Genomic DNA, 11,415 nt, shown 5'->3' on the forward strand with positions numbered 1-11,415 from the left:
GGTTTTTTATTGCTTTGATGCTATGTTTGCAAATATTTTAGCGGTTCATGATAAGCCGGCAAATCAAAAAGCTTATCCTGCCAATGCGCTATAAGATTCGTGATTTTTAAAAGCAACGCTACCATACACCTAAACAAATGAAAGTAACTGAACACATTCAACAGGCCAAAAGTACCTTACTGTCTTTTGAAGTATTACCACCCTTGAAAGGAAAAACCATTACCTCGTTATATGATCATTTAGATCCGCTCATGGAGTTTAAGCCTTCCTGGATCAATGTTACCTACCACCGTAGCGAAAGTATGTTTAAGAAAAAAGCCGATGGCTCTTTTGAAAAAGTAGAAGTACGCAAAAGACCCGGTACTGTGGGCATTTGCGCTGCCATTATGAACCATTATAAAATAGATACAGTGCCCCATTTAATTTGTGGCGGCTTTACCAAACGCGAAAGTGAAGATGCTTTAATTGATTTGAATTTTCTGGGTATTGATAATGTGTTGGTATTACGGGGCGATGCAGCTAAAAATGAAACCAGTTTTGAGCCGGAGCCAGATGGACATGAACATGCCATTGATTTACAAAAGCAGGTGGTGAACTTAAACCACGGTATATACATTGATGAAGATATTCGCGATGGTGGTAAAACTAATTTTTGCATTGGCACCGCAGGCTATCCTGAAAAACATTTTGAAGCACCCAACTTAGATACCGATTTGCAGTTTTTAAAAGAAAAAGTTGAAGCCGGCGCCGATTATATTATGACCCAAATGTTCTTCGATAACAAAAAGTTTTTTGCTTTTGTAAAAGCCTGCAGGGCAATGGGTATTCAGGTGCCCATTATTCCGGGATTAAAACCCATTACTTCTAAAAAACAATTAACCGTATTGCCCAGAATTTTTCATGTAGATATTCCCACTGATTTATCAAATACTATTTTAAATTGTAAAACAGATGCTGAGGTAGAAGCAATTGGCACTACCTGGTTAATTCAACAATCAAAAGAACTGAAAGCTGCCGGTGTGCCGGTATTGCATTACTATACTTTGGGTAAACCTAAAGTAATACGCAATGTGGTGAAAGAGGTGTTTTAGGTATCCAAATGCAAAATATAAATGCAGATATCTTCTTGCAATTCAAAACAATAAACTATGGTAATCCAATCACTTCATTTCGTTTACGAAACAAAATAGTAATTATGCTATAATAATTGCTCAATTTCTGAAAGTTTATTTTTTAAAATCTGACTAATAATCCTCCTCCCCATTGATACCTTGAATCATACCCGCCCGATAGTGAAATATACTTACTTAGAAGATACTGTAGATCAAGGTGATATTCCTTATCTGTATTGATACGCCAATTAAAAAAAACATGTGGCAGCAGCCATTCATCACTTTCTAATTGAAGCCGAACCCTGCCTGCAGAATTTATGCGAAGGTCAGATTCGATAAAGAAAGGGAGTGTATATCTTATGCCTACTACGGGCAAATCAAATTCTTGTTGAAAAATTTCTTTGCCACTAAAAACATTATAATATTTTTGTCTTACAGTGGCAACGCCTATATAGGGTCTAAACCAATTTGTAATATATCTTTCATAACTTAGGTTTATTTCGTATTGGCCATTATAGTTTGTATTGGCCTCTGTTCTAATTGCATTTGACATATTAATATAATTGGCATTAAATTCTGTCATCATGCTTTTTGCTGCTAAACTGCCATAAAAAAACCATTGTTTATCTTCATTTAATATTTTTTTCAGCGGATAGTTAGCCAGGGCAGTATCTCTTTCACTACCTTCATAATGTATGTAACGTGCCATTCCACTTGCCAAATGATACAAGATGTGGCAATGAAAAAACCAGTCTTTATCTTGATTTGCGGCAAATTCTATTACCACCGTTGTCATTGGGGGCACATCTACGGTGTGTTTTAATGGAGAGTAATCGCCATTTTTGTTAAGAACCCGGAAATAGTGACCATGAAGGTGCATAGGATGGTTCATCATGGTTTTATTAACAAGTATCAGCCTTACATTTTCTCCTTTCTTTACCGCAATTGAGTCTTGTTGTGAAATTGTTTTGTTATTTATTGACCATACATACCTGTACATATTTCCGGTTAGGTTCAGTGTAATTTCCCTGGTTGGATTTCCCTGTGGTAAGTTTGTTGGTGTAAAAGATTTGAGCATATCATAATTAAACATTATGAATTTACCAGTTGTGTCTGACTTAACTGCACTCATTACTGGCATATCCATGTTTTGATTCACCTTTTTTTCCACGGAAGTTTTTTGCATAGGGTTACTCTGTTGAACCATTTCATTTTTACTGCTTCCCATCGTCTGTTTGTCCATTGGCATATTACCCATATGTCCTCCTTTTTTCAAGCGCATATTCATATTGCCCATATTCATTCTGCCTGGCATATTTACAGTTAAATTATGAATGGTTTCACTCATTTTCCATACATTAGGTTTTGGAATATCAGGAGCCATTATTTTATTACCTTGCCCTATAAATACAGAAGCATGGCCAGTAACATCAATAGCTGTTGAACGAAATTCGTAAGCACCATTTGTAGGAACTGTAATAATGAAATCATAGGTTTCGGCAACCCCCATCAACAAGCGGTCAATGAAAACGGGTTGAACATCTACCCCATCTGCCGCAATTAATTCCATTTTACCGCCTGCATACTGCAAATAAAAATAGGAGGATGCTGACCCATTAATAACCCTTAATCTTATTTTTTGTCCGGGTTTATATTTTGAGAAGTCTAATTCAGTAGTTCCATTAATGAAAAATCTGTTATAATAAACATCAGAAATATCCATCGGAGGCATTCTGTTATAAGCTGCTTTTAGCCTTTCGCCCCACGCATGGTGTTTTAATAATTTATCAAGGCTCTGGGGATAGCCTTTTTCTAATGCATAATATTCATTAGCAGCATCTCTTCTTTTCAAGGTTGTTAAAACAGAGGCCGGCTTTTCATTTGTCCAGTCAGATAGTACCAGAACCAATTCCCCATCTACCTGATATCTTTTTTTTATAGGTTGAATAACTATCGATCCATATAAACCGCTTTGTTCCTGCAGCATTGTATGCGAGTGATACCAATAAGTTCCAGATTGTATAAGCGGAAAACGGAAGGTGAAAGTTTTTCCCGGTTCAATAGGTGGTGTGGTTAAATAAGGAACACCATCCATGAGGTTAGGTAACAATATTCCATGCCAATGTACTGAAGTAGATACATTCATTTCATTATGCACATGTATTACTGCGGTATCACCTTCAGTGAAATACAGTGTAGGTGCTGGAATAGAGCCATTTACAGCAATTGCTTTCACCCTCTTGCCAGTATAATTAACTGTAGTATCAGCAATGTTAAGTGTATATTCAACTGTTTTGGGTTTATTTACTTGCGCATGCAGCATGCAAGAAGTAAATAAACAAAGAATTATAAGTAGTTTTTTCATAAGCTTATTTTTATATTTTATTGGAATATCGTTTTGTGCTTTGTAGTAAAGTTAAACAAAACAAAACAAAATGTAAAATTTATCAGTAAATGCTATTACAGCCGAAAGATTTATGGTAAGCATATTAGCGATATATTTATTAGTAATGCCATTATTAATAAGAGTACAATTTAAGTCTTATTTTAATTTTATTTTTGTAACATTATGAGATGATAAAGTCAACAGTTATAAAACGGGGTACAGTTAAGGCACAAGAAGCCATACGTTTAAGGGTGGTTGGTTATTTACAATAGAAATTGGGAACTTAGTGAACGCTCAGTAAATCGAATTTGGTCAAAATACAGGCAATACGGCAAGCGTTCGTTGAGCAATAAAAAGCGAGGCGTGCAAGGAGGTAAAAAGATTACTGGTAAACAAGCAGCAGAGGTAGGCCAGTTGATAAAGGAAAAGCTTCCTGACCAATTAAAACTACCCTTTGGGCTGTGGACAAGGGAGGCTGTGCAACAATTATTGTTAGACAGATATAGGATTGAGTTATCGCGTTGGCAGGTTGGGCGATATTTAAAAGACTGGGGGTATACTCCTCAAAAGCCCATCAATAAGGCATTTGAGCAAAAACCGGAAAAAGTAAAAGAGTGGCTGGGAAAAGAATATCCTGCCATTAAAAAAAGAACTGCCCAACAGAATGCCGTTATTTACTTTGGGGATGAAACAGGCATGCGTAGCGATCATCAGGCAGGCGTTACGCCTCTGCTGGAGAAACACCCGTTATTAAAAAGACAGGACAAGACTTTTCATTGAATATGATTTCAGCAATAAGCAACCAGGGTCATTTACAATTTATGATTATAGACGGCAGGTTTAACAGCGGAGTGTTTGAAACATTTTTGCGGCAAATGATAAAGTATAGCAGGCAGAAACTATATTTTGTAACAGAGGGGCACCCAGCGCACAAAACAAAAAAACTAAATGAATGTCTCTAGGCAAATAGAAACAAGATTGAAGTATTTTTTCTTCCACCATACAATTCGGAATTGAAACCGCAGGAGTATGTCAATCAGGATGTAAAAACAAATGTAGTAGGTGACCCGTCCTAAAATAGGTTGGCACTCAAGCACATAAAAAAGCCCATAAACATTTTCGTTTATGAGCTAATCCACTTTAAGTGGGCCCACCTGGGCTTGAACCAGGGACCCCCTGATTATGAGTCAGGTGCTCTAACCAGCTGAGCTATAGGCCCTGAGCTTTGGGCTCAAGAGGCGCAAAAATAACCAAATCCCGCTATTTTCCAAATACCATTCAAAATAGTCAGTCCTGTTATTTTAAAAACAGTTAGGTATTTCAACTGCTACTTTTCTTCATGCATATAGCATACTCTATTTCTTTTCCTCCAACAATTTTTCACTATTTATCAGCTTTTGCTAATTTTTAACCCTTTTGGTGGCCGCAATTCTGTTATTTTTGTTCCATACTAAAAAAAGGTTAAATCACCTGCATTTATACATAATGAAAAAATCGATCCTACTACTGCTTAGTGTATGCACCATGGCCATGGCCCATGCACAACTTTCAACCCTGTTTCATAAAAAAGGCAAAACAGATTCTACTGTACACCACAAAGCACCCAAAGAAAAGAAGCCGGTGATGCCTAAAGTAAAAAAAGACTGGAGTAAAGTAGACCTCACCAAAGTTCCATCAGACCATTTTTTAATTCAGTTTGGCAGCGATACATGGACCGGCCGCCCCAATCCCGATACCATTGGTACCAAAGGGTTTAGTCGCCACTTTAATTTTTATGTAATGCTTAACAAGCCATTTAAAACCGATCCGCGTTTCAGTGTGGCGTATGGCTTAGGCGTGGGTACCAGCAATATTTTCTTTGACCACCGGTACGTAAAAGTGTGGGCACCCGGACCAACCCTGCCATTCGATAGTACTACCCGGTTTAAAAAATCGAAAGTAACGACCATTTATTTACAGGCACCTATTGAGTTGCGTTATTATTCCAACCCCGGCGATCCGCAACATTCCTGGAAATTTGCTGCCGGTGTAAAAGTGGGCACTTTATTAAAAGCATACTTTAAAGGAAAAAATCTGTTAGATATTAACAACAATAGTTTGTATGGTACCCAATATGTGCAGAAAGAAAGCAATAAAAAATTCTTTAACGGTACCTTTCTCGCAGCAACGGCCCGAGCGGGATATGGGAACATCTCACTCAATATAGACTATTCCGTACTGGGTGTGTTAAAACAAAATGCAGGTCCTGTCATGAACACACTATCTATTGGACTTACAATTAGCGGATTGTAAAACAAGCTATATATTTCAATCATCAGCCCCATCCCTGTTCAGTGCCTCGATGGGGCTTTTCTTGTAAAGCAGGGTATTTGCAATACCTTTGTCCAAAACAAAGTATCGTTGATAGATAAGAACCAGAAAATAGCCACAGAAGAAAAAGTGGTGTTAATTGGGTTGGTAACCAAAGAAAATACCCCCGAGCAAATAGAAGAATATTTAGATGAATTGGCCTTTTTGGCCGAAACAGCCGGTGCCATTACTTTAAAACGTTTTGTGCAGCGCTTACCGCATCCCGATAGTCGCACTTTTTTAGGGAAAGGGAAATTAGAAGAAATAAAAGCCTATGTACAGGCCAAAGGCGTGAATTTAGCCATAGTGGATGATGAGTTAAGCGGTTCACAAATTTCAAATATGGAAGATGTGCTCGGCATTCGAACCATTGACCGAAGCGATTTAATTCTGGATATTTTTGCCCGAAGGGCCAGAACAGCCCAGGCCAAAGTTCAGGTAGAGCTGGCACAATACCAATATTTATTACCCCGCTTAAAAGGTATGTGGAAGCACTTAGAACGTCAGGGCGGTGGTATTGGTACACGCGGCCCCGGTGAAACAGAAATAGAAACCGACCGTCGTATAGTAAAAGATAAAATTGCTTTACTGCGTAAAAGATTGCAGGAAATAGATAAACAGGCCTTTACCCAACGCAAAGAAAGAGGTGAACTGATTCGGGTTTCTCTGGTGGGCTATACCAATGTGGGCAAAAGCACCATCATGAACCTGTTAAGTAAAAGTGAGGTATTTGCAGAAAATAAATTATTTGCTACATTAGATACTACCACTCGTAAAGTAGTATTTGAAAACACGCCCTTTTTATTAAGCGATACGGTTGGATTTATTAGAAAGCTGCCCCACCATTTAGTGGAAAGTTTTAAAAGTACATTAGATGAAGTACGGGAAGCCGATATTTTATTACATGTGGTCGATATATCGCACCCTGGTTTTGAAGAACAAATGGGTACCGTTCAAAAAACCTTGCAGGAGTTAAAAGCGTTCGATAAACCCATCCTCACTATTTTTAATAAAATGGATTTGTATGAATCTAAATATTTTGATGAATGGCTGGCACCAGAAGTAAAAGAAGATATTTTACGCGAACTGTATGATAAATGGGCGCACCTTACCGAAGGCAACTGTGTATTTATTGCTGCATTGGAAAAACGGAATGTAGATCTGTTGAGAACGGAGATATTAGATAAAGTAAGGCGAATGTATCGGGTAAGATATCCCTATAAAACCATTCATTTTTAGCAGATGTGGGAGCACCAAAAAGAACCTCAATGGATATTAGCAGGTCCAATACTCCAATTTTTTGAACCCGGCGAAAATGCATTGAAGCCGGTGGAGGTGTCGGGTAAAAATATTACACTGGCACAATGGAACGGAAAGCATTTTGCATTTGCCCAAAAATGTCCGCATGCAGGCGGCATACTCGCCAATGGTTATATAGATGCAACTGGTTGCATTACTTGTCCATTACATCATTATAAGTTTAATATGGAAACCGGCCGGAATATAAGTAGTGAAGAATATTATTTAAAAACCTATCCTGTAAAAACAGATGGGATTGAGTTGTGGATAGGAATGTAACCGACAATAAACGAATACTTTTTTGTAATTTTTAAAAGGATATTTTGCTGAAATACATTTTTCCCTATTTTTGCGCTCCGCGAATGCGGAAGGTATTCCCGAATAGCTCAGTTGGTTAGAGCATCTGACTGTTAATCAGAGGGTCACTGGTTCAAGTCCAGTTTCGGGAGCAACAATAAATAGGAGGTCAATTTCGACCTCCTGTTTTATTTTACCACCTTCTAAACTTTACCTGCAATCAGGAATATTTTTTGATATGCATGCATGAAAATATTGTACGGATTGTGGAAATGGTAAGTCGGTATAGCTTGCCTACCAATAAATGGTTGGTTGCCTTCATGTTGGAAGAATTCAAGTGAATGGTATTTTTTTCGGGTAAATAAATGTACAGTATTAAGCGTATGCTCCAAAAAAAGGAACGGCCAGATAAAAATATCAGCCGTTCTATACTATTCACCCTGCCTGAAAATAAAAATGAATTGATACAGGCTTCCCTTTTTTAATTTAAAACCAATACTTAAAGCCCTTTCAGAAAACTGCTATTTGTATTACAATACAAAAAGGATGTTCCCGTTTTTATAACAGAAACATCCTTTTAATACAATAATTGATAAGCATGGTTATAGGATATTGCATGGTTTAAATGGATATTGAATCTGATGTAAAGCTAAACTATGTAGCTTACCGCTCCAATAGAAGTATCTGTTGATTTTTTGTAGGAATATAACGACAAGCCAATTCCGTTGAAACATAAAAAAAGCCGGATTGAATTCCGGCTCAGTTGAAATAAAATGTTTGTATTACTTTGCTTTTGCATAGTGTTCGGCTACTTTTTGCCAGTTCACCACATTCCAGAATGCTGATAAATATTCGGCTCTGCGGTTTTGGTATTTTAAATAATAAGCATGTTCCCATACATCTACGCCCAGAATAGGTTGTCCTTTAACTTCTGCCACATCCATTAATGGATTATCTTGATTAGGCGTTGATGAAATTTCCAATTTCCCATCTTTCACAATCAGCCAGGCCCAACCGCTGCCAAAACGTGTCATTCCTGCATTGGCAAATTTTTCTTTAAATGCATCAAATGAGCCAAATGCAGCATCAATGGCTTTGGTCAAATCGCCTGTAGGTGTTCCGCCGGCTTTGGGTGCTAAAATTTCCCAGAAAAAACTATGATTCCAGTGTCCGCCGCCATTGTTGCGCACAGCAGGTGAAATGGTGCCTGCAGCGGCTACCAATTCCTCTAAAGATTTTCCTTCGTGTGGCGTGCCTGCAATGGCTTTATTTAAATTATCCAGATAGGTCTGATGGTGTTTGCCATAATGAAATTGCATAGTTGCAGTATCAATAAATGGCTCTAAAGCATCATATGCATAAGGTAATGCAGGTAGTGTAAATAACATAATTAAACTATTTAATAGGTGAACAATTTGATTGGATTTCAAAATTAACCAATATTCCCCGTTATTATTTAAATTTTGTGTTAAGGGTTAATCTTTTTAAATTGTAGCCTTCTTTATTTTCTTATTTCGATAATGAACGCCATATGAAAAAAAACAAAATGATTGCATCCAGGAGGTCTTTTATTGAGAAACTCTCAAAAGGTGCTGCCGCTGCAGCTTTATTACCTACTGTAGGAAGTTGGGCTGCTACTAACCGTACCGCCTTGCTGCCGGTTCGGAAATACAGTGCAAACGATAATATTCAAATTGCGCTCATTGGAGCAGGAGGTATGGGTACAGCCGATGCCAATACTGCTATTACCGTTCCGGGTATTAAACTGATTGCAGCCTGCGATTTATATGACGGGCGCTTAGCCGATGCCAAAAAACATTATGGTAATGATATTTTTATAACACGTGATTATCGTGAAATTATTAATCGTAAAGATGTGGATGCTGTAATTGTAGCCACACCCGATCATTGGCATAAAGCCATATCCGTTGATGCCATGAATAAAGGTAAACACGTGTACTGCGAAAAACCAATGGTGCACGATGTAACAGAAGGTAATGCTGTGGTTGCTGCTCAAAATGTCAATAAAGTGGTGTTTCAGGTGGGTAGCCAGGGTATGAGTTCGCTGGGTAATGAAAAAGCAAAGGAATTATTGGCGGCAGGGGCAATTGGGCAATTAAATTATGCCGAGGGTTTTTGGGCACGCAATTCTCCTTTTGGTGCCTGGCAGTATGATATTCCTGCCGATGCATCCACCAAAACAGTTGATTGGAAAACTTTTTTACACAATTATCCCGATAGGCCTTTCGATCCCAAACGTTTTTTCCGTTGGCGTTGTTACCGCGATTATGGTACCGGTGTTTCGGGCGATTTGTTTGTGCATTTGTTTTCCAGCCTTCATTTTATTACCAATTCCATAGGCCCTACCAAAGTAATGGCTACCGGCGGGTTACGATTTTGGAAAGATGGCCGTGAAGTACCAGATATTTTATTGGGCATGTTCGATTATCCTGAAACAGCAGTGCATCCGGCCTTTAACCTGTCGCTTCGGGTAAATTTTGTAGACGGTACTGCCGATAATACTTATTTGCGTATGGTAGGTAATGAAGGTTCTATGATTGTAGAATGGGATAAAGTAACCCTTACCACCAATAAAAGTTATGCCGCTGCTGATGATCCATTATTAAAAACAAAATTAAATGGAAGTAATATTGCCGGATACGACCGCAAGAAAATGCTGCCGCCCGATTCCATTGTTTATAAAGCTGAAGAAGGGTATAAAGGCGCCCATTTCGATCATTTCTATAATTTCTTTCAGGACATTAGAAATGGCACCACTTCCCGGGAAGATGCATTATTTGGTTACAGGGCTGCGGCACCTGCATTGCTATGCAACGATAGCTATTTTAAGCAAACCACCATGCGCTGGAATCCGGAACAATTAACGGTTGTGTCATAAAAATAATTTTATGCAACAAAAATTAAGCTTTCATATGCTACTGTTACTGACCATCAGTCTGCTAAGTTTCATCCCCCACCAAACAAAGGATAATACCTTAACTGCCAAAGAAAAAAAACAGGGGTGGCAACTTCTGTTCAATGGCAATAATTTAGGTGGTTGGCGTACCTATCAAAATAAGCCTTCCAATAGCTGGGAGGTTCAAAATGGTATTTTGCACTGTAAAGGCAGCAATACAGATAAATCGGATAAACGAGCCGATTTAATTACTGATAAGCAATACGATAATTTTGAATTGTCTGTTGATTGGAAAATTTCTCCTGCCGGCAACAGCGGCATTATGTATCACGTAACTGAAGCCTACGATGCTGCCTATCTTTCCGGTCCCGAATACCAGATTATAGATGATGAAGGATTTCCGGAGAAGCTGGAAGAGTGGCAAAAAACTGGTGCCGACTATGCCATGCATACTACCCATATTCGCCCTACAAAACCCGTGGGCCAATGGAACCACACCGTGATTATTTTTAACAAAGGCCATGTGGAGCATTGGCTGAATGGTGTAAAAGTACTTTCATTTGAAGCCTGGACACCCGAATGGGAACAATTGAAGAAAGAAGGAAAATGGAAGGATGCCGCTGGTTATGGAATGGCTAAAACGGGTTCTATTGCTTTACAAGACCATGGCAGTGAGGCTTGGTTTAAAAACATAAAAATCAGGCCATTATAATTTCACTAAAGCAAACAAATGGTTACCTGCCGAATAGATGGCCTTATTTAAAAAAGTAGTTTTTATTTCGTTGATTGAAAATATATAACGGTAAGCAATTTGTGTAATACGCTTTTTGCTTACCTTTTTTTCTTTTTTGAAAGTGCAGAAATTTTTTTTCTGAACTTAACATTTTTTTTAATTGCTTTTGTTTGCCTAAAACTCAATACTGTACTGCATTACGCCAAATTACGGCTTACCGTTTTTAATTGAAACAGTTTCTCTTTTCAAATTTTTTTCAAATAAATTGATAAAAAAGTTTGGATAGGAAAGTTGGTGGCATTACATTTGCAACCCCAATAAC

10 protein-coding genes and 2 tRNA genes are annotated in these 11,415 nt (G+C 38.2%); 9 read left to right on the forward strand and 3 right to left on the reverse strand.

Going from position 1 to position 11,415, the window contains the following annotated elements:
• Positions 1-137: 137 nt before the first annotated feature.
• Complete coding sequence (gene metF, locus JK139_RS13865; RefSeq protein ID WP_218331662.1) at positions 138-1,091, forward strand: methylenetetrahydrofolate reductase [NAD(P)H]; 954 nt, start codon at positions 138-140, stop codon at positions 1,089-1,091.
• A gap of 142 nt (positions 1,092-1,233) precedes the next feature.
• Here metF and JK139_RS13870 read toward each other — a convergent pair whose 3' ends face one another.
• Positions 1,234-3,477, reverse strand: a complete 2,244-nt coding sequence (locus JK139_RS13870) for a multicopper oxidase domain-containing protein (protein WP_218331664.1) — start codon at positions 3,475-3,477, stop codon at positions 1,234-1,236.
• Positions 3,478-3,861: 384 nt separating this feature from the next.
• On the opposite strand from JK139_RS13870, the gene JK139_RS13875 reads away from it, so the two are divergent.
• Positions 3,862-4,278 (forward strand): winged helix-turn-helix domain-containing protein, encoded by a 417-nt coding sequence (locus JK139_RS13875; RefSeq protein ID WP_075051691.1) that lies wholly within the window; start codon positions 3,862-3,864, stop codon positions 4,276-4,278.
• Positions 4,248-4,460 carry a transposase gene (locus JK139_RS15920; RefSeq protein WP_218331670.1) on the forward strand — a complete coding sequence of 71 codons (213 nt, stop codon included), beginning with the start codon at positions 4,248-4,250 and terminating at the stop codon, positions 4,458-4,460. The genes JK139_RS13875 and JK139_RS15920 overlap by 31 nt, the downstream gene beginning before the upstream one ends.
• A gap of 183 nt (positions 4,461-4,643) precedes the next feature.
• On the opposite strand, the gene JK139_RS13885 is transcribed toward JK139_RS15920, so the two are convergent.
• Positions 4,644-4,717: transfer RNA gene (locus JK139_RS13885), tRNA-Ile, on the reverse strand.
• Between the two features lie 266 nt (positions 4,718-4,983).
• Here JK139_RS13885 and JK139_RS13890 point away from each other — a divergent pair.
• The 4 genes from JK139_RS13890 to JK139_RS13905 all read left to right on the forward strand — a co-directional run bounded on the left by JK139_RS13890 (position 4,984) and on the right by JK139_RS13905 (position 7,595).
• Entirely contained in the window at positions 4,984-5,790 is an 807-nt protein-coding gene (locus JK139_RS13890; RefSeq protein WP_143439143.1) for an outer membrane beta-barrel protein, read from the forward strand.
• Positions 5,791-5,898: 108 nt separating this feature from the next.
• The gene (gene hflX / locus JK139_RS13895) at positions 5,899-7,086 is read left to right on the forward strand and encodes a GTPase HflX (RefSeq protein WP_074421247.1); all 1,188 of its coding nucleotides are present in this window, start codon (positions 5,899-5,901) and stop codon (positions 7,084-7,086) included.
• Positions 7,087-7,089: 3 nt separating this feature from the next.
• The gene (locus tag JK139_RS13900; protein WP_081298708.1) at positions 7,090-7,425 is read left to right on the forward strand and encodes a Rieske (2Fe-2S) protein; all 336 of its coding nucleotides are present in this window, start codon (positions 7,090-7,092) and stop codon (positions 7,423-7,425) included.
• Between the two features lie 96 nt (positions 7,426-7,521).
• Positions 7,522-7,595, forward strand: a tRNA-Asn gene (locus tag JK139_RS13905).
• 630 nt (positions 7,596-8,225) lie between these two features.
• On the opposite strand, the gene JK139_RS13910 is transcribed toward JK139_RS13905, so the two are convergent.
• Positions 8,226-8,831, reverse strand: a complete 606-nt coding sequence (locus JK139_RS13910; RefSeq protein WP_074419643.1) for a superoxide dismutase — start codon at positions 8,829-8,831, stop codon at positions 8,226-8,228.
• Between the two features lie 143 nt (positions 8,832-8,974).
• On the opposite strand from JK139_RS13910, the gene JK139_RS13915 reads away from it, so the two are divergent.
• Both JK139_RS13915 and JK139_RS13920 read left to right on the forward strand, forming a co-directional pair.
• Positions 8,975-10,342 carry a Gfo/Idh/MocA family protein gene (locus JK139_RS13915; protein WP_081298709.1) on the forward strand — a complete coding sequence of 456 codons (1,368 nt, stop codon included), beginning with the start codon at positions 8,975-8,977 and terminating at the stop codon, positions 10,340-10,342.
• A gap of 10 nt (positions 10,343-10,352) precedes the next feature.
• The gene (locus JK139_RS13920) at positions 10,353-11,072 is read left to right on the forward strand and encodes a 3-keto-disaccharide hydrolase (RefSeq protein ID WP_074419644.1); all 720 of its coding nucleotides are present in this window, start codon (positions 10,353-10,355) and stop codon (positions 11,070-11,072) included.
• Positions 11,073-11,415 lie beyond the last annotated feature (343 nt).

This window comes from Hydrotalea lipotrueae (assembly GCF_019249625.1).
Classification (GTDB): Bacteria; Bacteroidota; Bacteroidia; order Chitinophagales; family Chitinophagaceae; genus Hydrotalea; species Hydrotalea flava.

What these genes read in the sequence shown, in the direction of transcription:
- metF (WP_218331662.1), top strand. Translation starts at nt 138, where the DNA reads ATGAAAGTAACTGAACACATTCAACAGGCCAAAAGTACCTTACTGTCT.
- JK139_RS13870 (WP_218331664.1), bottom strand. Translation starts at nt 3,477, where the DNA reads ATGAAAAAACTACTTATAATTCTTTGTTTATTTACTTCTTGCATGCTG.
- JK139_RS13890 (WP_143439143.1), top strand. Translation starts at nt 4,984, where the DNA reads ATGAAAAAATCGATCCTACTACTGCTTAGTGTATGCACCATGGCCATG.
- JK139_RS13900 (WP_081298708.1), top strand. Translation starts at nt 7,090, where the DNA reads ATGTGGGAGCACCAAAAAGAACCTCAATGGATATTAGCAGGTCCAATA.
- JK139_RS13910 (WP_074419643.1), bottom strand. Translation starts at nt 8,831, where the DNA reads ATGTTATTTACACTACCTGCATTACCTTATGCATATGATGCTTTAGAG.
- JK139_RS13915 (WP_081298709.1), top strand. Translation starts at nt 8,975, where the DNA reads ATGAAAAAAAACAAAATGATTGCATCCAGGAGGTCTTTTATTGAGAAA.
- JK139_RS13920 (WP_074419644.1), top strand. Translation starts at nt 10,353, where the DNA reads ATGCAACAAAAATTAAGCTTTCATATGCTACTGTTACTGACCATCAGT.